At 74.4% G+C, this 23,546-nt stretch carries 24 protein-coding genes; 8 read left to right on the top strand and 16 right to left on the bottom strand.

Annotated features, from left to right (window positions below):
* The first annotated feature begins 133 nt into the window (after positions 1–133).
* Together FIP57_RS17035 and FIP57_RS17040 are read left to right on the top strand one after the other, a co-directional pair.
* On the top strand, positions 134–862 hold the full coding sequence (locus tag FIP57_RS17035; protein ID WP_148574695.1) for a glutamine amidotransferase: 729 nt from the start codon (positions 134–136) through the stop codon (positions 860–862).
* 127 nt (positions 863–989) lie between these two features.
* Complete coding sequence (locus tag FIP57_RS17040; protein ID WP_148574696.1) at positions 990–1,358, top strand: YciI family protein; 369 nt, start codon at positions 990–992, stop codon at positions 1,356–1,358.
* A 13-nt stretch (positions 1,359–1,371) separates the two neighbouring features.
* On the opposite strand, the gene FIP57_RS17045 is transcribed toward FIP57_RS17040, so the two are convergent.
* From FIP57_RS17045 to FIP57_RS17075, 8 genes are all read right to left on the bottom strand, one after another.
* Positions 1,372–1,989, bottom strand: a complete 618-nt coding sequence (locus FIP57_RS17045) for an energy-coupling factor transporter transmembrane component T family protein (RefSeq protein WP_238993539.1) — start codon at positions 1,987–1,989, stop codon at positions 1,372–1,374.
* Positions 1,986–2,672 (bottom strand): energy-coupling factor ABC transporter ATP-binding protein, encoded by a 687-nt coding sequence (locus FIP57_RS17050; protein ID WP_148574697.1) that lies wholly within the window; start codon positions 2,670–2,672, stop codon positions 1,986–1,988. The genes FIP57_RS17045 and FIP57_RS17050 overlap by 4 nt, the downstream gene beginning before the upstream one ends.
* Positions 2,669–3,817 carry a thiolase family protein gene (locus tag FIP57_RS17055; RefSeq protein ID WP_148574698.1) on the bottom strand — a complete coding sequence of 383 codons (1,149 nt, stop codon included), beginning with the start codon at positions 3,815–3,817 and terminating at the stop codon, positions 2,669–2,671. Before FIP57_RS17055 ends, FIP57_RS17050 begins: the two co-directional genes overlap by 4 nt.
* Positions 3,814–4,698, bottom strand: a complete 885-nt coding sequence (locus FIP57_RS17060; RefSeq protein WP_148574699.1) for an acyl-CoA synthetase family protein — start codon at positions 4,696–4,698, stop codon at positions 3,814–3,816. The genes FIP57_RS17055 and FIP57_RS17060 overlap by 4 nt, the downstream gene beginning before the upstream one ends.
* 118 nt (positions 4,699–4,816) lie before the next feature.
* A complete protein-coding gene (locus tag FIP57_RS17065) occupies positions 4,817–5,446 on the bottom strand; it encodes a biotin transporter BioY (RefSeq protein ID WP_238993540.1) in 630 nt (209 codons plus the stop codon).
* 113 nt (positions 5,447–5,559) lie between these two features.
* The gene (locus tag FIP57_RS23325; RefSeq protein WP_162529841.1) at positions 5,560–5,703 is read right to left on the bottom strand and encodes a hypothetical protein; all 144 of its coding nucleotides are present in this window, start codon (positions 5,701–5,703) and stop codon (positions 5,560–5,562) included.
* Between the two features lie 119 nt (positions 5,704–5,822).
* Positions 5,823–7,061, bottom strand: coding sequence for a glucose-1-phosphate adenylyltransferase family protein (locus FIP57_RS17070; protein WP_148574700.1), 1,239 nt, complete (start codon positions 7,059–7,061; stop codon positions 5,823–5,825).
* A 93-nt stretch (positions 7,062–7,154) separates the two neighbouring features.
* The gene (locus FIP57_RS17075) at positions 7,155–8,024 is read right to left on the bottom strand and encodes a DUF2382 domain-containing protein (RefSeq protein ID WP_148574701.1); all 870 of its coding nucleotides are present in this window, start codon (positions 8,022–8,024) and stop codon (positions 7,155–7,157) included.
* Between the two features lie 156 nt (positions 8,025–8,180).
* Here FIP57_RS17075 and FIP57_RS17080 point away from each other — a divergent pair, with 156 nt between their 5' ends.
* Both FIP57_RS17080 and FIP57_RS17085 read left to right on the top strand, forming a co-directional pair.
* Positions 8,181–8,876 (top strand): TetR/AcrR family transcriptional regulator, encoded by a 696-nt coding sequence (locus FIP57_RS17080; protein ID WP_148574702.1) that lies wholly within the window; start codon positions 8,181–8,183, stop codon positions 8,874–8,876.
* 51 nt (positions 8,877–8,927) lie between these two features.
* The gene (locus FIP57_RS17085; RefSeq protein WP_148574703.1) at positions 8,928–9,368 is read left to right on the top strand and encodes an SRPBCC family protein; all 441 of its coding nucleotides are present in this window, start codon (positions 8,928–8,930) and stop codon (positions 9,366–9,368) included.
* Positions 9,369–9,380: 12 nt separating this feature from the next.
* Here the strand turns inward: FIP57_RS17085 and FIP57_RS17090 are convergent, their stop codons facing one another.
* From FIP57_RS17090 to FIP57_RS17100, 3 genes are all read right to left on the bottom strand, one after another.
* The gene (locus FIP57_RS17090; RefSeq protein WP_148574704.1) at positions 9,381–9,869 is read right to left on the bottom strand and encodes a DUF4383 domain-containing protein; all 489 of its coding nucleotides are present in this window, start codon (positions 9,867–9,869) and stop codon (positions 9,381–9,383) included.
* Between the two features lie 75 nt (positions 9,870–9,944).
* Entirely contained in the window at positions 9,945–11,537 is a 1,593-nt protein-coding gene (locus FIP57_RS17095; RefSeq protein WP_148574705.1) for a phytoene desaturase family protein, read from the bottom strand.
* Positions 11,534–12,523, bottom strand: coding sequence for an SDR family NAD(P)-dependent oxidoreductase (locus tag FIP57_RS17100; protein ID WP_148574706.1), 990 nt, complete (start codon positions 12,521–12,523; stop codon positions 11,534–11,536). Before FIP57_RS17100 ends, FIP57_RS17095 begins: the two co-directional genes overlap by 4 nt.
* 160 nt (positions 12,524–12,683) lie before the next feature.
* On the opposite strand from FIP57_RS17100, the gene FIP57_RS17105 reads away from it, so the two are divergent.
* Both FIP57_RS17105 and FIP57_RS17110 read left to right on the top strand, forming a co-directional pair.
* The gene (locus tag FIP57_RS17105) at positions 12,684–13,742 is read left to right on the top strand and encodes an iron-containing redox enzyme family protein (protein WP_148574707.1); all 1,059 of its coding nucleotides are present in this window, start codon (positions 12,684–12,686) and stop codon (positions 13,740–13,742) included.
* Positions 13,739–13,972 carry a CDGSH iron-sulfur domain-containing protein gene (locus FIP57_RS17110; RefSeq protein ID WP_148574708.1) on the top strand — a complete coding sequence of 78 codons (234 nt, stop codon included), beginning with the start codon at positions 13,739–13,741 and terminating at the stop codon, positions 13,970–13,972. The genes FIP57_RS17105 and FIP57_RS17110 overlap by 4 nt, the downstream gene beginning before the upstream one ends.
* Here the strand turns inward: FIP57_RS17110 and FIP57_RS17115 are convergent.
* The 5 genes from FIP57_RS17115 to FIP57_RS17135 all read right to left on the bottom strand — a co-directional run bounded on the left by FIP57_RS17115 (position 13,969) and on the right by FIP57_RS17135 (position 21,632).
* Positions 13,969–14,829 (bottom strand): GGDEF domain-containing protein, encoded by an 861-nt coding sequence (locus tag FIP57_RS17115; protein ID WP_148574709.1) that lies wholly within the window; start codon positions 14,827–14,829, stop codon positions 13,969–13,971. The two genes, FIP57_RS17110 and FIP57_RS17115, sit on opposite strands and share 4 nt — an antisense overlap.
* Entirely contained in the window at positions 14,826–16,502 is a 1,677-nt protein-coding gene (locus tag FIP57_RS17120) for a PAS domain-containing sensor histidine kinase (RefSeq protein ID WP_148574710.1), read from the bottom strand. Before FIP57_RS17120 ends, FIP57_RS17115 begins: the two co-directional genes overlap by 4 nt.
* A gap of 147 nt (positions 16,503–16,649) precedes the next feature.
* Positions 16,650–19,100 (bottom strand): bifunctional diguanylate cyclase/phosphodiesterase, encoded by a 2,451-nt coding sequence (locus tag FIP57_RS17125; RefSeq protein ID WP_148574711.1) that lies wholly within the window; start codon positions 19,098–19,100, stop codon positions 16,650–16,652.
* A gap of 90 nt (positions 19,101–19,190) precedes the next feature.
* Positions 19,191–20,063 (bottom strand): LLM class F420-dependent oxidoreductase, encoded by an 873-nt coding sequence (locus FIP57_RS17130; protein WP_148574712.1) that lies wholly within the window; start codon positions 20,061–20,063, stop codon positions 19,191–19,193.
* Between the two features lie 39 nt (positions 20,064–20,102).
* Positions 20,103–21,632: a hypothetical protein gene (locus tag FIP57_RS17135; RefSeq protein WP_148574713.1), complete on the bottom strand. Its 1,530-nt coding sequence runs from the start codon at positions 21,630–21,632 to the stop codon at positions 20,103–20,105.
* Positions 21,633–21,938: 306 nt separating this feature from the next.
* Here FIP57_RS17135 and FIP57_RS17140 point away from each other — a divergent pair, with 306 nt between their 5' ends.
* Both FIP57_RS17140 and FIP57_RS17145 read left to right on the top strand, forming a co-directional pair.
* Entirely contained in the window at positions 21,939–22,436 is a 498-nt protein-coding gene (locus tag FIP57_RS17140) for a class E sortase (protein WP_238993541.1), read from the top strand.
* Between the two features lie 131 nt (positions 22,437–22,567).
* A partial coding sequence (locus FIP57_RS17145) for a 13E12 repeat family protein (RefSeq protein WP_238993542.1) occupies positions 22,568–23,546 on the top strand: 979 nt, incomplete at its 3' end.

Raw genomic sequence — 23,546 nt, forward strand, 5'->3', positions numbered from 1 at the left:
CGGCCGGCACTCACGAGGGCGCCGGAGTCGGCTTCTCGGGCCATGGGAGGACCGAGGAGGACGACTCCGGCGCCTCTTCACGTCCTGCGGACGTCCAGGGGGTCGGCGCACGCCCCGGCGTACGCTTCCCGGCGTGAGGCCCTTCCTGCTCCTGGGCACCCGGGCCGAGGACCGCGCCGCGGACGACGAGTACGACGCGTTCCTCCGCTTCGGCGGGCTCGAGGAGCACCAGCTCGTCCGTCACCGGCTGGAGCGCACCGAGCTCGGGTCGGTGGAGCTCGACGCCTGGTCGGGCATCGTGCTCGGCGGCAGCCCCTTCACCACCTCCGTGCCCGAGAAGTCGGAGACGCAGCTGCGGGTCGAGAAGGAGCTCGGCGCGCTCCTCGACGAGGTGGTGTCGCGCGACTTCCCGTTCCTCGGCGCCTGCTACGGCGTCGGCACCCTCGGCGTCCACCAGGGCGCGGTCGTCGACGACACCTACCCCGAGCCGGTCGGCGCCACCGACGTGACGCTCACCGAGGAAGGCCGGGACGACCCGCTGCTCGGCGTGCTCCCGACGACCTTCGAGGCGTTCGTCGGCCACAAGGAGGCGGTGACCCGGCTGCCACCCCACGCCGTGCACCTCGCCTCGTCGGCGCTCTGCCCAGTGCAGGCGTTCCGGGTGGGGCGCAACGTCTACGCCACCCAGTTCCACCCCGAGCTCGACGTGCCGGCGATCCAGACCCGGATCGAGCTCTACAAGGACGCCGGCTACTTCCCGCCGGAGACCGCGGAGGACCTCAAGGCCGCCGCCGCCCGCGCCTCCGTCGAGCACCCGCCCCGGCTGGTCGCCCGGTTCGTCGAGCTGTACGCGCGGGGTTGAGCAGGTCCTGCGTGCCCGAACAGTCCGGACCGCACCTCGACAGTGCGTCCGACGTGCGGTTCGGACTGACTGAGTACCCGCGACCGCGCGCCGATGAGTTCGCGTGCCGCGGAGCGTCGTACGCACCATGACTCAGTACCTGCTGTCCGTCCCGCACGACTCCAGCGAGGAGCCGACCATGGAGTCCATGGACCCGGCGGAGCTGGAGGCCGCCCTGGCCGCGACCGGCGCGATCATCGAGGAGCTGCAGTCGACCGGCGCCTTCGTCTTCGCCGGTGGCCTCATGCCGCCCTCCACCGCGGTCACCGTCGACAACACCGGTGGGTCGCTGAGCACGGTCGCCGGTCCCTTCGTCGAGGCGCCCGAGTACCTCGGCGGCTTCTGGGTGATCGACGTCGCCGACGAGGCCACGGCACTCGACTGGGCCGCCCGCGCGTCCAAGGCGCTGGGCGGGCGCATCGAGGTCCGGGCGTTCCAGGTGCCACCTGAGGGCTGAGCCCAGGAGCCGCTCAGTCGTCGACGCCCCGGGCGGCCAGCGCCTCGCCGAGCTCGTCCGCGTGCCGCAGCGAGCGGATGACGAGCGGCACCGCGTAGGCCCGGGGCGAGGCACCGAGGCCGCGCGCCCGCTGGGCGTCCCGGACCTCCTGGCCCAGCCCCACGACGACGGGCACCGACCGGATCGCCAGCGCGAGCAGGAGCCCGACCCGCTCGGGGTCGACACCGACGACGCGCAGCGGCCGCATCCAAGCGACGAGGACGTCGAGCAGGTCGGCCGTGCGCGTGGTCAGGGTGACGAGCGCGGCGAGGAGCACCAGCGCGAGCAGGACGCCGACGACGACGAACGCCCGCTCCCAGCCCGACGCCAGCACGTGGAAGAACGCGACCGCCGCGAGGATCCACACCAGGGGGCGGGCCTGGCGGAGCATCACGCCCGGCGGCACCCCCGCCACCGCGTAGCCGAGGACGACCGCGGCGAGCGCGCTCGCGACCTGCCACGGCCGGTCCAGCAGGAAGGACGAGGCGCCTGCCGCGAGCAGGAGAAGCAGCTTCGACCACGCGGGGGCGCGGTGCAGGAGCGACCGGCCGGGACGGTACAGCCCCAGCGACATCGGGGTCCTGCCGCTCATGCCATCGACCGGCGGTAGGCGGCGACGGCCTCGTCGGGCGGCCCGTCGTGGACGAGCCGGGCCTCGTCGAAGACCAGGACCCGGTCGAACCCCTCGAGGAGCTCGAGGTGGTGGGTGACGAGCACGACCTGCTGCGCCAGCCGGCCCAGGTGGTCGGCGACGAGCCGCGCGTTGCGCAGGTCGAGCAGCGTGGTCGGTTCGTCGAGCACGATGTGCGACGGCTCGGTGACGAGCACGGAGGCCAGCGCGAGCAACTGTTTCTGTCCACCCGACAAAAGGTGGGCCGGGTGGTCCGCGTGCGACGCCAGCCCGAACCTCTCGAGCACCTCGGCGACCCGCGACCGCACCTCCTCGCGCGACAACCCCCGCCTCCGCAGCCCGAAGGCGACGTCCTCCTGCACCGTCGGCATCACGATCTGCGCGTCGGGGTTGGTGAAGCAGAACCCCACGCGACGCCTCACCTGCCGCCCCTCGGTCCTGGTGTCGAGCCCGTCGACGAGAACGGTGCCCTCGGTCGGGACGACGAGCCCGTTGAGCAGCCGCGCGAACGTCGACTTCCCGGACCCGTTGGCGCCCACGATGCCGACCCGGTGCTCGGACATCGTCACGCTCACGTCGCGCAGCACGGTCCGGGCGGTGGCCCCCTCGCCGTACACGTGGGTCACCCGGGACACCTCGATCATCCGGCCACCCCGACGGCCTCGACGACCACCGCGACGCCCTGGCCGCCGCCGGCGGAGATGGCCGCCAGGCCGTGGCGCCCACGGCCACGGAGCACCAGCTGGGTGAAGAGCCGGACGACGAGCACCGCCCCGGAGGCGCCCCACGGGTGGCCGAGGCCGAGCGCACCGCCCTCGGGGCAGACGCGTGCAGGGTCCAGCCCGAGCTGGGCGCAGCAGGCGAGGACCTGGCCCGCGAACGCCTCGTTGAGCTCGACCACGTCGACGTCGTCGAGGGAGAGCCCCGCGCGGTCGAGCGCGAGGCGGGCGGCGGGCACCAGCCCCTCCCCGGGTCGCGTCGGGTCGCACCCGGCGGTGGCGCTGGCGACGACCCGCAGCCCCGGAGAACCGAGCCGCTCGTGCGTGGCCGCGTCGACGAGCGCGACGACGGCGGCACCGTCGTTGACCCCGCAGGAATTGCCGGCGGTGACCGTGCCGCCCTCGCGGAACGCCGGCCGCAGCCGGGCCAGCCGGTCGACGGTGAGCCCGGGGCGTGGCCGGTCGTCGGTGGTGACGCCGGCGATCGGGACGATCTCGGGGTCGAACCCGCCGGCCACCGAGGTGGCGTGGGCGCGGGCGTGCGAGCGGGCGGCGTGCTCGTCCTGCGCGGCCCGGGAGACCTCGTGCTCCTCCGCGTAGAGGTCGTTGGCGAGCCCCATGTCGGGGTCGCCGAGCTCGGCGGGCGCGAAGGGCGCGCGCTCGTAGCGGACCGGCTCGGCCCCCGGCACGCTCGGCGGCCAGAACCGCCACGGGGCGGTCGACGCCGACTCGACGCCTCCCGCGAGCACCGTGCCGCCCCGGGTGCGGAGCAAGGCGTCCGCCGTGGTCACCGCCGCGAGTCCGCTGGCGCACTGGCGGTCGACCGTGAGCGCCGGCACCGCTGCACCGAGCCCGGCCTGGAGCGAGGCCACCCGTGCCACGTCCCCGCCCGGTCCCATGCAGTTGCCGAGGACGACCTCGTCCGGCGGTGGCGCGCCGAGCGCCGCCGCGCGAGCGGCGACCTCGCGGAGGACCGCGGCGCCGAGGTCGGCGGCGGTGCACCCCGCGAGGGAGCGCCCCGCGGTCCCCAACGGAGTACGCGCGGCCGCCACCACGACCGGCCCGGTCACGGGCCGACCGGGCCGGTTGCCACCAACCGGCGGGTCGAGGGGGCGGCGACGATGCCGGCGAGCGCCGCCCGGTCGACCTTGCCCGCGGCGCCGACCGGCAGCGTCGGGACGTGGAACCAGACCCGCGGCCGCTGGGCGGGGTCGAGCCGCTCCACGGCCGCCTGCCGGGCCGCGACGCGGTCGTCGGGGTCGGTGAGGACGGCCGCGACCACCTCGCCGAGCTCCTCGTGGGGCACGCCGAGCACGACCACCTCGCCGCTGACGGCGGTCGCGAGCACCGCCTCGACGTCGGCCACCAGCACGGTCGCGGCTCCGGTCGTGACGGCGTCGGCGCCCCGGCCGGTCACGGTGAGGACGCCGTCGCGCAGCGCGCCGCGGTCCCCCACGGTCGCGAAGCCACGGGCGTCCCGGCGGAGCGGACCGGGCGCGCCGGCGTACCCCTCGCAGAGGTAGGGCGAGCGTGCCCACAGCTCGCCGTCGCGGACCTCGACCAGCACCTCGGGGAACGGCCGCAGCGCCTCGGCGTGCGGCCCCCAGGCGACGAACGAGAGCTCGGAGGCGCCGTAGTAGTGGGCCACGGTCGCGCCCGCGGCGACCGCCCGGTCGTGCTGTCCGGGCGAGAGCCGGGCGCCTGCGACGGTGACGTGCAGCCCGGCCACCCGGTCGAGCGCACCGGCCAGGGCCAACGGCGTGAGGTGGGCGTGCGTCGCACCGTCGGGGGCCTCCACGACGGCGGCTCCGACGGTGCGGGCGAGCACCGCGGCGAAGAGGTTCATGGTCGCAGCCAGGGGCCCGGGCAGCCACAGCCGCGAGGAGCGGTCGAGCCCGGTGAGGGTGGCGACGTGGTCGGAGGAGCGCAGCCAGCTGGCCGTCGTCCGCACGACGCACCGCGGGACGCCGCTGGATCCGGAGGTGCGGAGCGCGACCGGGCGCCCGGCCTCGTGCGCCGCGAGGAAGGCCGCGACCGGGTCGGTGGCGGCCCCGACGTCGACGGGACGCTCAGACAGCGGCGGACTGCCTCTCGGCCCGGGCGCCGCGGACCCGGAGCAGCCCGGGGTAGCCGGCGTGGACGCCGCGCGCGACGAAGGCCGCCACGACCGCCTTCACGAGATCGCCCGGGAGGAACGCGAGCGCGGCCTTCCAGGCGGCGTCGAACGCGAGGTCCGCGCGCCACATCATCCCGGCGACGCCGAACGTGTAGAGCACGACGATGCCGCCGACGACGGTGGCGGGGATGCCCCACTCCAGGGTGTACGGCGCGCCGCGGAGCTCGGTCAGCAGCCCGACGACGAGCGCCGCGACCGGGAACCCGACGATGAAGCCGACCGACGGTCCCTCGAACACCGCCAGGCCGCCGCGCCCGCCCGCGAGCAGCGGGAGCCCGACGGCGACCAGCGCCAGGAACACCAGCATGGAGAGCGCGCCACGGCGGGCGCCGATCACCGCGCCGGCGAGCATCGCGCCCATCGACTGGGCGGTGATCGGGACGGTGAGCCCGGCGGGGGTGAAGGCGGGGATCGCCCCGAGCGCGGCCATGATGCCGGCGAAGACCGCGACGAGCGCCAGGTCGCGTGAGGTGAGGCGGCGTGAGGCCGTCCTCGGGGCGGTCGCTGGGGTCGCGCGGTTCACGGGGGCACCTCGATCGGTTCGGACCGGTGTTCGACGCGCAGTCTAGGCACCACGGCCGGAGGGCCGGTCCGGGAACCGGAGGGCGGGACGGTGGGGGTCGTCCCGCCCGCCCGTCAGAGGGAGGGGCCGCGGACGCGCCGACGGCGGATCCTGCTGCGACGGCCCCGGCGTTCCTGGGTGAACCGGTGGGCGAGCTCGCGCTCGATCTCGGTGCGCTGCACGGAGACGAGGGCGGCGGCGACGTAGGGGTTGTGCATGGCGGGCTCCTGTGGCGTGGGGGTCCGGTCGACCCGTCTGTCCCCACGGTGGACGCCGGCGCTGTCACGCCCCTGTCACGCGGCTTGCACGCGGTTGCACCAAGGTGTCAGGGTCGCCGTCAGGTGGTGGTGCCCGGCTCCAGCCGGCCGCCGGCCGGGACCTGCGTGCCCGCTCCGATGCGGCACTCCTGGCCGACCAGGACCACCGCGTCGTCGTCGAGGTCGTCCGCCGGGGCCTCGGAACCCACGGTCGCGCCCCGGCCCACGACGCTCGCCTCGTCCACCACGCTCGTGGCCACGCTGGCGCCCGCCTCGACCACGACGTCCTCGAACAGGACGCTGTCGACGACGCGGGCCCCGGCCTCCACGACGACGCCCGGGCCGAGCACGCTGCGGACCACCTCGCCCGCGACGTCGCAGCCGGGCGACAGCATGCTGTCCTCCAGCCTGGCGCCGGCACGCACCCGGGCCGCGCTGCGGTCCTGCCACTTGCTGATGACCGGGCGTTCGTCCTCGATGGGCACCTTGCCGGCCAGCAGGTCGCGATGCCCCTTCAGGTAGGCGCCGGGGCGGCCGAGGTCGCGCCAGTACCCCTCGAGCGGGACCGCCCGGACCTCGCCCCGCTCGACCAGCCGCGGCAGCAGGTGCTCGGCGAAGTCGCCGATGCCGCTGTCGTCGCCCTCCGCCTCGCCGGACAGCTCGGCCCGGAGGTCGCGCAGCGTGGCCATCAGCGGCTCGAGCTGGTAGACGAAGAGCTCGGTCGCGACCGTCGTGCTGCTCGGCTCCTCCGGCTTCTCCTCCAGCCCGGTCACGAGCCCGTCGCCGTCAACGGTGACCACGACGTTCGCCGAGGCCTCCTCGCGGCTCACCTCGGAGGTCAGCAGCGTCGCGGCCTTGCCGGAGGCGACGTGGTCGGCGATCACCGGCCGGAGGTCGGCGGAGAAGACGTGGTCGGCGCTGGAGACCACCAGGGTCGGCGCGCCGAACGCCTCGAGGTCGCGCGCCATCCGTAACAGCAGGTCGCCGTTGCCGTAGGCGAACTGGTCCTCGGTGGCGGGCCCCGATCCGGTCTGCGGCACCATCCGGCGGAAGCCGCCGCGGTTGCTGTCGAGGTCCCAGGGGCGCCCGCCGGAGAGGTACTCGTCGATCGAGGCGACCTGGTACTCCACGCTCACCCAGACGTCGTGGATCCCGGCGTGGACCAGGTTGCTGAGCGCGAAGTCGATCAGCCGGTGGACCCCGCCGTACGGCAGGGCGGGTTTGGCACGCTCACGGGTGAGCACGTCCATGCGGCCCCCGGCACCACCGGCCTGGACCAGGGCGAGCACGTCGGCGCGGCGGGACGTCCGTGCGGGCATCGGTGACTCCTCCGGTCGGGACCTTGGCCCGACCTTAGGGTGCCGCCCCACCGCTGGGAGGTCGGTGGGGCGGCACGTCGGGGGCGGGTGCGGTCAGAGGCCGCGGTCGCGGTCGGTGCCGGTCGTACCGGTCGTGCCGGTCGTGCCGGTCGTGCCGTCGAGGTCACCGTCGACGTCGATGTCCGCGTGCTCGCGCCGGACCTCCGCGGAGACCCGCTCCTGCTCGGTGACCGACTCCTTCGCGACGCTGACCTCCTCGACCGGCACGGTCTCCTTGTCGACGACGGCCCGCTCCTCGCGGAGGGTGATCTCCTCGACCTGGTCGTCGTCGGCGATCGGCGCCGACGTGGTGGTGCCGCCCTCGACCGGGGTCCGCTCGACGACGAGCTTCTCCTTGGTCACCGGCACGCTGACGGTCTCGGTCTCGGAGGTGGTGTACTTCCGCAGCCGCGCGCGGCCGGCCTCGTGCGACTCGGTGCCGGCGGTCAGCCGCTCCTCGTTGAGCACGGTCGCGGCCTCGCCGGACGTCTCGCGCCCGGTCGTGGTGCCGGTGCCCGTCGAGTCGGTGGTGTCCGTGGCCACGGTCCCGGTCGTGCCGGTCGTGCCGGTCGTGCCGGTGGTGCCGGTCGTGCCCGCCGTCCCGGTGCCGGCGTACCCCAGGCCGTAGTACTGGTAGAGCCGCTCCTCCTCGCTGCGGTCGAGGTGCTGGTCGGCCTCGACGCGGGGCGCGTCCTTGACCTTGTCCTTCGGGTGCGCGAGCCGGAGGTCGTCGCCGTCGAACGACGCGCCCTCCAGCGGGACCAGCGACTGCGAGGTGCCGAAGAGCCCGGTGCTCACGGCGACCCAGCTGGGCTGCTCGGTCTGGTCGTCGAGGTACACCTGGTCGACCTTCCCGAGCTTCTCGCCGGCCGAGTCGTAGGCGGTCGCGCCCTGGACCCTCTGGACGTCCTGCGTGGTGATCATGCGGGGTCTCCCTCCCTGGGATACGTGGCCTTACGGCGTAAGACCGGTACCTCCTACCCCCACGACCTGGTTCCATACGTCACACTCGGGTTGTCAGTTGCCGGGCACTCAGCACCGACGTCCGCTCCACTCCCTGTTGCCACTCCGGAGGGGTCCATGCCTCCCCCGCCACAACCGCTGAGCCGAGCAGCGATCATCGACGCCGCCATCCAGCACGTCGACGAGAACGGGTTGGCGGCGCTGACCATGCGGACCCTCGGCCAACGCCTGGGCGTCGAGGCGATGTCGCTCTACCACCACGTGAACGGCCGCGAGGACCTCCTCGAGGGGATGGTCGACCACCTCGTCAGCCAGGTGCAGGTCCCCGACTCCGGCCCCGACGACCCCGGCAACGGTTGGCAGGCCGTCCTCCAGCACGTCGCCCACGACGTCCGGGGCGTCGCCACCGCCCACCCGTTCCTCTTCCCGCTCGTCGCCACGCGCCCGCCCGCGGCGCCGTGGCTGCGGCCGCCGCTGCGGAGCCTGGCGCTGGTCGAGGAGTTCCTCGCCGCCCTGGTCGAGCGCGGGCTCGGCGGCGACCTTGCGGTCCACGTCTACAAGGTCTTCACCAGCTTCCTGCTGGGCCACCTGCTCCTCGAGGCGGCCCAGATGGGCGCGACCACGAGCCCGCCGTCGGAGCCGCTGGACGAAGGGGACGCCGAGGTACCGGCCGACGACGCCCGGCAGCAGCTGGCCGACTACCCGACGTTGCTGCGGCTCGAGGGGCCCCTGCGCCGCCACGACGCCGACGCCCAGTTCGAGCGGGCGCTCGAGGCGCTGCTCGACCGGCTCGACCTCGAGCTCGCGCAGTAGCCCCTGCAGGTCGGCGGTTACGCGCGGGGCACCCCGGGTAGTTCCTCCCCCGTGACCGTCAACGTGCGCACGATCGCCGCTCCCCCGCAGGCCGTCTGGGACGTGCTGGCCGACGGCTGGCTCTACCCCCTCTGGGTCGTCGGCGCCACCCGGATGCGCGCCGTCGACGAGGACTGGCCGGCGGTCGGCAGCCGGATCCACCACTCCGCCGGTGTCTGGCCGGCCGCGATCGACGACAACACCGAGGTGCGCGAGGCCGACCCCCCGCGGCGGCTCCACCTCCGCGCGAAGGGGTGGCCGCTCGGCGAGGCGGACGTCGTCATCGAGCTCGAGGCGTCGGGAGCAGGCACCCGCGTGACGATCCGCGAGGACGCGGTCCAGGGCCCCGGGACGCTGGTGCCGGAGCTCTTCCGGGCCCCGCTGCTCAAGTGGCGCAACACCGAGACCCTGCGCCGCCTCGCCTACGTCGTCGAGGGACGCGCGGCCCGTTGAGTCCAGCGGCGGTCAGGCGGGCCGGTTCGCGCCCACCGTGCCCGGCCGGGCACGGAGCCCGATCAGCCCGAGCCCGATCATCCCGATCCCGAGTCCGAGGTGGAGCCAGTTGTCGGCGGCGTTGACCGGCACGAAGTTGGCCGCGCTGTCGTGGTCGATGACCGCGCCGTAGACCGCCAGCACGAGGTAGATGACGCCGCCACCGATCAGGTACCAGGTGGCGCCCGCCACCGACCTGGCCATCGCCAGCCCGGCGACACCGAAGAGCAGGTGCACGATGTTGTGCAGGATCGAGACGTGGAAGATGCCGAGCAGCTCGGCGCCGCTCTCGTGGCCGGCGAAGGTCAGGTCGTCGACGTTCGTCGTGATGCCGGGGACGAAGCCGAGGACCCCGACCAGCAGGAAGGTCCCGCCGACGACGGTGGCGGCGAGACGGACCGAGCGGCCGGCGGAGTCGGCCCCTGCGTCCCGTCCGGTGGGGTGGGTCCGGTCGTACGACATGAGTTCCTCCTGGGGAATCGGGTGCTCCTGTGTCGCCCGTACCCATGAACCCGCGCTCGATGCCTGGCACCCCGCTCAGGTGAGCAGGCGGAAGGCCGCGGCCGCCCGCTCATGGGCGAGGGCCGCGCGCGCGGCGTTCATGCCGGGTGCGCCGTGGACGCCGCCGCCGGGGTGCGCCGAGGCCGACGCCAGGTAGAGCCCGCGCACGCCCGTCTCGGCGCGGCCGAGTCCGGGGACCGGTCGGAACACGAGCTGCTGGTGCAGGTTGGCGGTGCCACCGTTGAGCGCGCCGCCCTGGAGGTTGGCGTCGAGGCTCTCCATCTGCCGCGGGCCGAGCACCCGACGGGCGAGGATGCGCGACTCGAAGTCGGGGGCGTACTTCACCATCCGGGCCTGCATCCGGTCGGCGAACCGCTGGCAGTCGTCGTCGTCCCAGGTGCCGCGGATCCCCTCGCCGCCCCCGTCGTACGCCGCACCGTGCGGCACGTGCGTGTAGGCCCACAGCGACTCGGTGCCCGCCGGGGAGCGCGTCGGGTCGGTGGTGGTCATCTGCCCGGTGAGCAGGAACGGGTCGGACGGGATCGCGCCGGCGGTCACCTGTGCCAGCGCCTCGCTCATCTGCACCACCGAGTCGGCGATGTGCACCGTCCCCGCGCCGTACGGTGTCGGCGTGGCCCAGGGCACCGGGCCGTCGAGCGCCCAGTCCACCTTGATCGTCCCGGGGTCGAGCCGGAAGCTGCGCATCCCCCGCGCCACCTTGGGCGGCACGTCGCCGGGGTCGAGCAGCTTGCCGTAGAGGTTGGTCGCGAGCACGTCGGCGAGGACCGCGCGGCCGACGGCGTACCTGTCGTCCCTCGTGCGTACGGCGGTCACGCGGCCGCGGTCGACGTCGATCCCGACGACCTCGGCCGAGCAGCGGATGTCGCCGCCGAGCGAGCGCAGCCTGGTGGCGAGCGCCTGGGTCAGCATCCCGGAACCGCCCTGGGGGACCGGAAACCCTTCGGTCTGGCCGAGCATGGCGAGCAGGATCCCCATCACGGCGGAGCCGGCGGAGTCGAGCGGGATGTCGGCGTGGCCGGCGTTGCCGGCGAGGAGGATCCGGGGCGCCTCGCCGCGGAACCGCACCTTGCCGACGTCGGTGACCGGGCTGAGCAGCTCCTTGACGTACTCCAACCCCCCGACCTTGCGGAGCCGGGCCAGCGCGCGTGCCCCGGCCCGCACCGGTGGGAACGGCGCGAGGAGCGCGTCGACGATGTCGCCGCCGATCGTGTCCCACTGCGCGCAGAGCTCGAGCCATGCCTCGCCGTCACCGGGCGCGAGCTCGTCGAAGAGCGCGGCGGTGACCTCGCGGTCGCGGTGGAGGACGGCCCAGTGGGCACCTTCGTCGATCGGGTTGGCGAGCACCGCGGGCGCGTGCACCCACGTCAGTCCGTAGCGCTCGAGGTGGAACGCCTTGATGTTGGGCGACGCGGCAGCCAGCGGGTAGAAGGCGCTGAACGTGTCGTGCACGAAGTCGGGGTGCACCGAGCGGTCGCTGCGCACGGCGCCGCCGACGTCGGGCTGCGCCTCCAGCACGAGCACCGACCACCCTGCGTCGACGAGGTGGTTGGCGGCGACCAGCCCGTTGGGCCCGGCGCCGACCACCACGGCGTCGTACGCGCCGGTCATCCGCCGCCCCGCAGCGCGCCGCGGACGACGGCGTCGAGGTTCCGCGCCAGCCCGGCGAGCGCGCCGACCTGGTCCCCCAGGAGCCGGTTGAGCTCCGGTTGCGAGGTGAGCACGTTGCCGGGGTTGGGCTCCTCCGGATGCGTGCGGTCGGTCGCCGCGAGGGTGAACAGCGGGCCGACCAGGAAGTCGTAGACCCCCGGCATGAACGAGAAGCCGAATCGGATCAGGTCGTTCGCCGCGCCCACCTGGGTGCGGTGGCGGGGCGACTCGAAGCGCTCGACGATCACCCGGGCGATCTTCTCCGGCGGGTCGACCGGCGGCGGCGGACGGCCGGCCCACCCCGCGTGGTTCGCCGCCTGCTCGTAGATCGGCGTGAGCACGCCACCCGGCGCGACGTAGCTGATCGAGACCCCGCGCTCGTCGCGGTTCTCCACCTGCAGCTGGCGCGCGAGGGAGCGGACGCCCCACTTGCTCACCGCGTAGGCGCTCATCGTGGGCGCGGCGATGTGGCCGATCACCGAGCCGACCAGCACCAGCGCGCCGTGGCGCTGCCGGCGCATCAGCCGCACGGAGTGCCGCGCGACGTTGACCGACCCGGAGAGGTTGGTGCGCAGCACGGCGTCGAAGAGCTCCGCGGGCAGCTCCTCCGTGCGGCCGTAGGCGACGACCGCGGCGCAGTGCGCGACGGCGTCCAGCCGGCCGTGTCGGGAGACCACCCGGGCGACGAGCCGCTCGACGTCGCCGTCGTCGCCGACGTCGCAGGGGACGACGGTCACCGAGCCGGCGCCGCGGTCCTCGCACTCGTCCGCGGCCTCCTTCAGCGAGCCCTCGTCGCGGGCCGCGAGCACGAGGTGGTCCCCGGCCTCGGCGCACCGGTGCGCGACCGCGCGGCCGATGCCGCTGGAGGCGCCGGTGACCAGCACCACCCGCGGTCCCGTGGGTCCGCCGGGGCGTGGGAAGGGGAGGGCAGGGAGCGGCAACCGCATGAGATCGGCCTACCCAGGCCCGCCTGGCGAGAAACGACGCCCCAGGCGTGGCGCGACGAGACGATCGCCTCGTCCCCCGCCTGCGGCGCGGTGGTTACCGCCGGGTGCACCGGGTAATCACCCAGTGCGCCGCACCGGCGGCTCTACCCGAGGAGTGTCGATGTACCTGCCGCATGCACGCGGGCCCCTGAGCACGGCGCTGGTCGCCGTCCTGGGTGGCCGCGACCTGCTGGACGAGACCGCGCTGGTGCGCGAGGTCGAGCTGATCCCCGACGACGTCGACCTGCTGACCGACGAGGACGTGCAGCTGACGCTGTGGGTGCTCTACGAGCTGCACTACCGCGGGTTCGAGGGTGTCGACGACGACTGGGAGTGGGACCCGGGGCTGCTCCAGGTCCGTCGCGCCCTCGAGGACCGGCTGCTCGCCCAGCTCCGGTTCGCCACCGCCCCGTGGGTCCAGGAGGCCCTCGGCGCGAAGGGCGATGTCGCGAGCCGGCTCTTCGCGCTGACCGAGTCGGTGCCGGGCGCCCCGCTGTCGTCGTACATGCAGCGCGAGGCGACCGAGGAGGAGTTCCGCGAGTACCTCGTCCACAAGAGCGTCTACCACCTCAAGGAGTCCGACCCGCAGTCGTTCGTGCTCCCCCGGCTCCAGGGGCGCGCCAAGGTCGCGCTCGCCGAGCTCCAGTACGACGAGTACGGCGCCGGCCGCCCCGACCAGCTGCACCAGGCGCTGTTCGCCGGCGGGCTCGACGCGCTCGGGCTCTCCTCCGAGTACGGCACCTACGTCGACCGGGTTCCCGCGCCGACGCTCGCCGTCACCAACGTCATGAACCTGTTCGCGCTGCGCCGGTCGCTCGCGGCCGCCTCGATGGGCCACCTCGGGGCCTTCGAGGCCACGAGCTCGGAGCCGTGCCGCAAGGTCGCCGGCGGGTGCCGCCGGCTCGGGCTCCCGGACGCGGTGAGCGTCTACTTCGACGAGCACGTCGAGGCCGACGCGGTGCACGAGCAGCTGGCGTTCCGCGACATCTGCGGCACGATGGCCGCCGCCCGGCCGGAGCTGGTCGAGGACCTCTTCTTCGGGGCGGCCGCCTACCTGGTCAGCGAGTCGGTGGCCGGGCAGACGATGCTCGACGCCTGGGCCGAGGGGCGCACCAGCCTCCGCGAGGAGCCGCAGCCCGCCGTCGAGGAGCGCGAGCTGGAGACGGCGGTGGCGTCGTGACCGCCGCACCGGCCGAGCGCCGACCCGTCGTCGTCACCGCGTGCCCGGACGGCCCGGTGCTGGTCCGCGGCGCCGACGTGGTGCAGGACGCCGACGGCGCCTCGCACGCCGTCACACGCCCCGTGGTCGCGGTGTGCACCTGCCGCCGCTCGGGCCGGATGCCCTGGTGCGACGGCACCCACAAGGCGGTCGAGCGGGCCAAGCGCCGCAAGGAGCAGCAGGGCGGCTAACGGTCGCCCGGCACCACGGTGTCGCGGCCGGCGCGCTTGGCGGCGTACATCGCGGCGTCGGCCACCCGGACCGCCTCCGCTCCCCCGCTCGCGCCGACGACGGCGATCCCGGCGGACACCGTCAACGTGCCGCCGTTGGACTCCGCCCAGAGGCGCACCAGCTCCTGGAGCCGGTCGGCGGCCACCGAGCTCGGGACGTCGCTCATCACGACGACGAACTCGTCGCCGCCGTACCTCCCGACGAAGTCCTCCTTGCGGAGCCCGGCCCGCAGCAGCGTGGCGAAGCGGAGCAGCGCCTGGTCGCCCGCGGCGTGTCCCTCGCGGTCGTTGAGCGCCTTGAAGTGGTCGAGGTCGAGCAGGCACACGACGTCGCCCGGCACCGCGCCGTCGAGCCGCGGGCCGATCGCCCGTCGGCTCGCGACCCCGGTGAGCGGGTCGGTGCTCGCCGAGCGGCTCTCCTGCTCCAGCAGGTCGCAGCGGGCGGCCGCCACCCGGGCGTCGTCCACCAGCGCCGGGAGGTGCTGCTCGAGCCTGGCCCGGGTCTCCTCCGTGGGCAGCGCAGGGACCACGTGCAGCGGCCGACCGCGGCCCAGCGACACGTCGACCGTCACCGGTCCCGACGGGATGTCCGGAGCCTCACCGGCCGGCACCACGACGCCACCGAGCGCCGCGACCGCCGCGTGGAGCACCTCGACCACCTGGTCGCGGTCCTCCGCGCGGAGCAGGGCCCTCGCAGTCCGCAAGGCCACGTTCGCCGGGTGGAGCTCCCTCCGCTCCACCGGCGACGGCACGGTCTGTGCCGGCACCGCGGGCAGTCCCGTGGGCCGGGGCCGGCCGGGGCCCGCGCCGGTCGTCATGCAGGGCTCCGCAACAGTCCCGGCTCGGCGGCCGCGGTCGGCTGCGTCAGCGGCAGCCGCACGGTCACCCGGGTGCCCACGCCCGGGCGGGAGACGAGCTGCACGTCGCCGCCGTGCGCGTCCACCAGCGACCGCACCACGGAGAGGCCGAGCCCGCTGCCCGGGACGGCGCGCAGGTGGGCGGCGGAGGCCCGGAAGAAGCGGGTGAACAGCGCCGCCTGCTCCTCCTCCGGGATGCCGATGCCGGTGTCCGCGACCTCGACGACGGCCTCGTCGCCCTCGACCCGCAACGCGCAGGACACCGAGCCGGCCTCGGTGAACTTCACCGCGTTGCCCAGCAGGTGCATCACCACCCGGTCGAGCGCGCACGGGTCGCCGGCGACCTCGACGTCGGTGTCCGGCAGGTCGGTCTCGAGGTCGAGCGAGGCGGTGAGCCCGTTGGAGCGGACCCGGTCCACGCACAGCTGCACCACCTGGCGCAGGTCGATCGGGTCGGAGGCCAGCGACGGGTTCCCGCTGTCGAGGCTGGAGAGGACCAGCAGGTCGTCGGCGAGCTCGCACAGCCGGTCGGCGTTGCGCAGGATCGCCTCGACGTACATCGCGCCGCGGGGGCTGAGGTCCGCACCGCCGTCGGCCATCAGCTCGGCGTAGCCACGGATGCTCGTCACCGGCGTGCGCAGCTCGTGGCTGGCGGTGGCGACGAAGTCGTTGCGGGTCTCGTCGAGCGCGGAGAGGCGGCGGGCCGCCTCCCGCTCCTTGTCGAGGGCGGAGAGCAGCAGCTCGTGGGTACGACGCTCCGCGGTCACGTCGACCGCCCAGGCGAGGAAGCCGACCTGGCGACCCACGGCGTCGCTCATCCGGCGGACCAGGACCGAGATCACGGTGCGGGCGCCGTCGGGCTGGATGACAGTCCAGTCGCACCGCTCGTCGTCCCAGGGGCCGCGGAGCCGACGGCGCGGCGCCAGCTCGTCGTCGGGCCGACGCCGGTCGAGCTCGCCGAGGTCGACCGACCGGTCGCCGCGCCGCTCGAACCGCCGGGGGTCGACCGCGAACAGCTCGGGACCGCAGGCGACGCCGGCGCTGGTGGCGCGCTGCTGCACCTGCTCGGGGTCGAAGACGTCGCCCGGCAGGACCTCGCCGAGGAGCTCGGTGGCAGGCCGGCCCAGCAGCGACTCCATCCCCGCGTTGCAGTAGGTGACGCGGCCGAGGTTGTCGGTGGCGAGCACCGGGACGCCGAACATGGAGGTGGCGACGTGGGAGAAGATCACCGGCGTCACCGGACGGTCGCTCTGGTCCCCCGCGACCAGCATCAGGTGCGTCGCGCGGTAGGGGTCCTGCGCGAGCGGCGAGACCGTCCAGGCCACCGGCACGCTGCCGTCCCGGGCGAGCAGCTCGCCGTCGAACGTGACGGGGCCCGTCGTACCCGAGTCGGCGAGGCCGCACGTGACCACGAACGCGGCTTCGGCGTCGGAGACCAGGGTGCCGACCACGTGGCGGCCCACGATCGCGTCGCGGTCGAGGCCGGTCAGTGTCTCGAGCGCCCGGCTCGACCAGGCGATGCGACCGGTGTCCCTCGCGACGACCGCGCACGCGAGCCCGACGGTGTCGAGCACGGCGACCGCGAAGTCAGGCGCGGCCCCGCTGGTGGCGGGAGAGGAGGACGGGGTGGTCATCGAGGCCTTTCGGGATCGCGGGCAGGCACCCGAGAGGATCGGCGGGTGCCACCGCCGGCTTGAGCCGTCCGGGCCGGAGACGGGACAGAGACGGGACCGGGACGGGACCGGGACGGGACCAAGGGCACACCCGGAGCCCTCGCCGCGTCAGCGAGCGGTGTCCTGCCACGTGCTCCGCACGCTCCGGCGGACCCGTCCGAGCTCGGTGGCCGGCACGGGGCCGCTGAACAGCGCGCCCTGTGCGAGCGAGCAGCCGAGCTCGCGCAGGAGCGCGGCCTGCTCCGGGGTCTCGACCCCTTCCGCGCCCGTCCGCGCGTCGATCGAGCCGGCGATCGCGACGAGGGCGCGCACCATCCGGACGCACTCGGGGTTGGAGCCCAGGCCGACGACGAACGAGCGGTCGATCTTGAGCAGGTCGGGGCACAGCCGCTGCAGCCACAGCAACGAGCCGGCGCCGGCGCCGAGGTCGCCCAGGGCCACCCGGCCTCCCAGGGAGATGACGTCCCGGGAGCGGTTGACGGTCAGGTCGGGATCCTCGTTGAGGACCTTCTCGGAGAGCCGCACGACGAGACGACCGGGGAGGATCCCCTGCTCGCGCAGCCGGCGGACCAGCTCGTCGCCCTCCCGCAGCGCCGGCTGCCGCGAGTACGCGTAGACGCCCAGGTAGCAGTCCTCCGGCAGCGTGCCTGCCTCGACGAGGCGGGCCACGTCGCGCGCCGCGGTCGAGACGACGAAGCGCTGGAGCTCCTGGTCGATGCCGGCGCTGTGCGCCGCGGTGACGACGTCGAAGGCGCGGAGCCGCCCGCGGGTGGGGTGCTGCCAGCGCACGACGGCCTCGACGCCGGCGACGTCGCCCCGGTCGAGGTCGACGACCGGCTGGTACTCCACGAACAGTCGCCCCTCGGTGAGCGCGGCCCCCACCTCGGAGCTGAGCTCGGACTGCCGCCGCGACGCCGCAGCCAGGGTGCGGTCGTGGACCATCACGCGGCCCTTGTCACGGCTCTTGGCGGCGTACATCGCCGCGTCGGCCATGCCGAGCAGCTCGTCCGGCGTCCCGGGCGGCGACAGCGCGACACCGATGCTCACCGAGACCGGGTGGGCGTTGCCGGCGATGACCACCGGCTCCTCGAGGGCGCCCAGCAGCCGCTTGCCCACGGCCTGGGCCTCCTCGAGCCCCGTCTCCTCGCAGATCACCGCGAACTCGTCGCCGCCGAGCCGCGCGAGCGTGTCGCTCTGCCGGAGCACGGAGCGGAACCGCTGCGCGACCTCGCGCAGCAGGTCGTCGCCGGTCTGGTGGCCGAAGCGGTCGTTGACCTGCTTGAAGTCGTCGAGGTCGAGGAAGAGGACCGCGAGGGAGCCGTCGTCGGCGCGCTGCTGCCGGGCCGCGGCCACGGTGAGGCGGTCGGTGAAGAGCGTGCGGTTCGGCAGCCCGGTGAGCGGGTCGTGCAGGGCCTGCCGGCGCAGCTCGCGCACGGCGTTCCGTTCGGAGGTGACGTCGGCGACCATCGCCAGCGAGCCGACCCTGCCGTCCTCGAGGGGCAGCGGGGTGGCCGCGATGCTGAGCACGCGACGGGTGCCGTCGCGGTGGGTGAAGGGGAGCTCGTAGCGCTCCGTCCCCACCTCGGCCCGCGAGGCGAGCCGCTTCAGCAGGGTGTCGGCGACCTTGGGCGTGATCGTCGGCCACAGCCCCTGCTCGTAGATGACCTCGAGCGAGTGGCCGACCATGTCGGCCAGCTTCTGGTTGGCGAAGATCGTCGTGCCGTCCGGGGCCAGGGCCAGGATCCCCTCCTGCGCGGTCTCGGCGATCGCCCGGTGGCGGGCCTCGGACTCGCGCAGCGCGAGGTGAGCCTCCATCTCGCGGGTGATGTCGCGCAGGTTGATCACGAGCCCGCCGATGTCGGGGTCGTCGAGCGAGTTGTTGATCGAGGCCTCGGTCCAGCGGACCTTCCCGGCGCTGTCCCGCACCCGGACGGTCTCGCGGACCGCCGTCGGGCCGTCGAGGGCGGCGCGGAGGGCGGCCGCGGCCTTCGGCATGTCCTCCTCGAGAAGGAACTCGTAGCCGTTGCGGGTGACCACCTCGAGGGGGTCGTAGCCGAAGATGTCGAGCGCCGACGGCGAGACGTAGACGATCGTCCCCTGCGCGTCGGTCACCAGCGCCACGTCCCATGCCCGGCGGTTGAGCCCGCGGAAGAACGCCTGCTGGGCCTCGAGCCGCTGGCCGACGTCACGGAGGTCCGACGGGTCGTGGACCGCCATCGCGAACGCGGGCCCCTCGGCCGGGTCGATCGCGAAGAGGTCGAGCACGACGGGCACGCTGACGCCGCCGATGCCGCGCACCGCCACCTCGTAGCGGCCGGCGGCGAGCTCGTCGGTGCCGGGACGCGTCAGGGATGCGTGGCCCTCGGCGACCAGGTCGGAGAGCCGGAGCCCCGCCACCTCGGCGCGGTCGCGGCCGAGCAGCCGGGCGAACGAGTCGTTGACGTCGAGAAGGTGGCCGTCGGGGGCGACGAAGCCGTGCGCCAGCGGCGCCTGCAGGTAGGCAGCGCGCATCAAGCCGTCGAGGGTGCCCTCGCTGCACCCTGTCACGCTGTCGTGCACGTCCACCCCTGACCTCCGGGTCGCTTCCTACCCACCGTCACGCCGTCGAGACGCCTCTCGACACGGTGGTGTTCAGGAGTATCGGCTCCTTCACGGCTCCCTTTGAGGGGTCGCGGACGGGAGGCCGAGCCGTCCCGCGTGACGCCCGAGGAAGGCGACCACCTCGTCCGCAGGACGGTCGGGCAGCCCCCGGATCGCCTCGGTGACGCCGGCCGCCTCCCAGCCCTCCAGGAGCTCCGCGGTCGGCTTGCTCGTCGCGAGCACGTGCACGGCGGGCTCCCCCGGCCGGCCGGTGTCCGCCCAGGCGAGGCGCAGCTGCTCCACCTTCGCGGTGACGTCCTGCTCGCGCGGGCTGGTCATCCAGCCGTCGGCGTGGCGGGCGATCCACTCGAACGTCCGCGGCCGGCCGCCGGCGCCGACCAGAAGGGGGACGTGGGGCTGGACCGGTTTCGGGTAGGCCCACGAAGCGCCGAAGCTCACGAACTCCCCGTCGTACGACGCCTCCTCCTGGGTCCAGAGCGCGCGCATCGCCTCCTCGCACTCCCGCAGGACGGTGCGCCGCCGGTCGGCGGGGACGTGGTGGTCGGCGAGCTCGTCGGTGTTCCAGCCGAAGCCGGCGCCCACCGTGACCCGCCCGCCGGAGAGGTGGTCGAGAGTGGCGATCGTCTTCGCCAGCGTGATCGGGTCGGACTCGACCGGCAGCGCGACGGCGGTCGAGAGCCGGATCCGGCTCGTGCAGGCGGCGGCGGTCGCGAGTGCCACCCACGGGTCGAGGGTGCGGAGGTAGCGGTCGTCGGGAAACGTCGCGTCGCCGGTGCCGGGGTGCGCGGCCGTCCGCTTCACCGGGATGTGCGTGTGCTCGGGCACGTAGAACGTGTCGAACCCGTGCTCCTCCGCTGCTCGGGCCGCCTCCGCGGGGGTGATCCCCCGGTCGCTGGTGAACAGCACGATCCCGTGTCGCATCCGCCGCAGGCTAGTGCAACGGCGCCGCCTGACGCCGGTTCACGTTTCCCGTTGGGCGCAGGTGACCGGCGGCAGCTCCCGGTCGACGCCGCGGAGCAGGTAGAGCCTCTGCCCGCAGGGCCGGCCGACGAGGCGGTACCTCCGCTCGACCGCGCGGGCCAGCCTTCCCTCCCCCGTGCCGTCCCAGGACGAGAACGACCGCCACTCCACCAGCCAGGTGGGCGGGCGGCGGCCGGTGACGACCCGGGTGAGGTGGGAGAGGTCCCGGTCGAGGGTGCGGGCGGGAAGGCTCCACAGGTGCGGGTACGGGCTCTCCAGCCCGGCGTAGAGAAGCACCTCGGCGTGGCCCCACGTCACCACCGCGGTGTCGTCGGGCTCGGCGGCGGCCGCGAGGTACTTGCCCACCCGCACCTGGTCGGGTGGTTCCTCCTCCACCACGGCCCCCACCACACCGCCCACGACGGACGCAGCCGACGTGACGACCACTGCCGCCCGTGCGGCCCTGCCCCACCGGCTCGCGAGCGGCGCGACCAGGGCGACCACGAGCACCGCCACCGGCACCAGCTGGACGAGGTAGTGGCGCCACCAGCTCCCGCCGCCGAGGACGCCGGCGACCGCCACCAGCAGGAGCACGCCGACGCCGACGGCGTATCGGCGCCGGTCGGGGTCCCGCAGCAGGGCGGGGAGCGCGGCCGCCAGGACCGCCAGGAGGAACCCGAGCCCGCTGCCCAGGAACGCGCCGGCGAGCGTGTCGATGCGGTGCCGGGAGGCGGCCATCGCGGTCTCGCTGGTCAGCTCCGTGGCGAGCACCCGGAACTCCACGACCGCGAACCAAAGCTCGCCCGGTGAGACGCCGTGGGTGAGCGACCAGCCGACGACTGCGGCCACGACGGAGACCACCCCGACGAGACCGCTCCCCAACGCCCGCAGCGTCTGCCGGGTGCCGAGGTCACCGTACAGCCGGGAGGCGAGGACGACCGCGACCCCGAACGCGAGCCCGCAGACGAAGCTCTGCTTGACCAGGGCGGCGGCGACACCCGACGCGCCGGCGGCCACCAGGAAGGCGTGGCGACGCCACGCTGGTCCACCCTGTCCGCTGGTGGCGGCGACCGTCAGTGCGCAGCTCAACAGGCTCAGGGTCGCCGCCTGCAGCATGCCGTTCATCAGGTGCCCCGCGATGACGTACGACGAGCCGAGGACCGCGGCGGTCGCGCCGGTCCACACCGCACCCCGCCGACCACCCAGGAGGTGGCCGAGCCACGCCGCCACGACCACCAGCACGACGCTCACCACGCACCCGAGGAGCCGCACGCCGTCGGCCCCGGCGACCTCGTCGGCGAGCCAGAAGTACGCGAGGAGGAGCGGCGAGCGGTCGACCCAGTAGTCGCCGTACGGCGTCGCTCCCGAGCCGAAGTGGCGTACGACGAGCAGCAGCCCCGACTCGTCGCTGCCGAGCGGGTCGCGCACGAACGGCAGGCGGAGGGCGAGTGCCACCACGACGCACCCGACGAGGGGCAGGACGAGCCGCTTCCGTCCTGCCTTCGTTCCGCGGCCGCCACACTCCGCCACCGCTCCATTGTCCCGAGTGTTCGTGACCGTGGGGCGAACGTGCGGCGACGTACCGTGGAGGCGATGCGACTCCTCCCTACCGCCGCCGCTGCGGCGCTGCTCCTGCTCGCTGGGTGTGCGGGGTCGTCGCCGTCGTCCGCGCCATCCCCGTCCCCTTCCTCGGCGTCCCCGTCTTCGGCGTCCCCGTCTTCGGCGTCCCCGTCCCCGTCTGCTGTGTCGCCTTCGCCGTCGTCCTCCCCGACCGCATCGCCCGCCTCCGCGACGCCCACGCCGCCGCTCTCCTCCGACGGCCGCCCACGGCCGGCGGTGCTCGACATCCCGGCGATCGGGGTGGCGGGGCTGCGGGTGGTGCCGTACCGCGGCACGCCCGACGACGCGCCCGGCACCGATATCCAGGACGGCGGGCTGGCGGCGAGCCCGCACGGACCCGGCGGCGGCACCGGGGTCGGCGGGATCGGCAACTACATCGTCACCGCCCACCGACTCTCCTCGACGAAGGCGTTCCTGCGGCTGCCGGAGCTCACCGCCGGCCAGCGGGTGCACGTGGTGGCGGGCGGCGCGCGCTACGTCTACGAGGTGAGGCGCACCCGGTGGACCTCGTTCCGCTCCGAGCGCTCCTTGACCGCCCAGTCCGCGCCCGTCCCCGGCCGGCCGGGAGTCGAACCGACCCGGGCGATGATCACCCTCTCGACCTGTGCGACGCCCGAGGACCACGCCGCCGGGAACTACTGGTCCGACGAGTTCGGCAACCCCGAGCACCGCATCGACAAGATCGGCGTCCTGGTGGGGGTGCACCCCGCCTAGGGGTGGTTGAGCTTGTCGAAACCACTCGGTGGTTGAGCCTGTCGAAACCACCGAATCCCCAACCCTGCTTGGGGAAAACCGGTCTGCACCACTCCCACGGACTGTCGGTGGGCGTCCGTAGCGTCCTGCCCATGAAGACCACCGCACCAGAGCCGTTCGAGCTCATCCCCACCGCGAGTTCGAGGGACTCAGCCGGCACTGACGGTGCGGTCGAGCGGCCGGTGGAGCCTGACGTGCTGGGCCAGGACGCCCCAACGGCTCTGGCGTTCATCCGGGGTCGCCGGGTCGCGCAGGACGTCGCGGCCGCGGAGGAGCTCCGGGCGTTGTGCCACTGGGCCGACCTGCACCGTGTCGCCCCCGGCCGGGAGCTCGACGAGGGCGCGATCGACCCTGTGCTGCTCGCCCAACCTCCCGCCGAGCACGAGGCCCAGGTCGCCGCCGCCAAGGCCCGCATCCTCGGGCAGCCGGTCCCCGAGTGGGCCACCGAACGGCTCGCCTCCACCCCCGGTGAGCTCGGCGTCGAAGGCAGCCTCCGCCTCGACGGGCAGGGCTGCTTCATGGTGCAGGAGTTCGCGATCACCCAGCTGGCCACCGAGCTCAGCATGAGCGAGGCCGCCACCCGCGCCCAGGTCGGCCAATCCATCGAGCTCCGGGACCGGCTCCCCCGCCTCTACCGGCAGGTGATGGCCGGGGTGCTGCCGGCCTGGAAGGGGCGCAAGATCGCCCAACACACCATCCCGCTCACCGACCGGGCCGCCGCCTACGTCGACGCCCACCTCGCCCCCTTCGCGCACCAGCTGTCGATCTGGCGGATCCTCAAGGCCGTCGACACCGCGATCACCCACCACGACCCCGACCGCGCCGCGCTGCTCGCCGCCCAAGCCGCCGAAGAACGGGGTGTCTGGGTCGACCACGGTCCGAACGGGCCGGCTGACCTCCCGGTCGCGGACGGCACGAGCCGGATCGAGGCCACCGTGGACACCCCCGACGCACTCGCGTTCGAAGACGCCATCACCGCCGTCGCCGCCGCGCTGGGCGACCTCGGCCACCAAGGATCCCTCGACGCCCGCCGCGCGAAGGCCGTCGGGGTGCTCGCCGACCCGCAGCACG

Origin of the sequence: Nocardioides caldifontis, assembly GCF_008087345.1 — a bacterium.
Lineage (GTDB): Bacteria > Actinomycetota > Actinomycetes > Propionibacteriales > Nocardioidaceae > Marmoricola_A > Marmoricola_A caldifontis.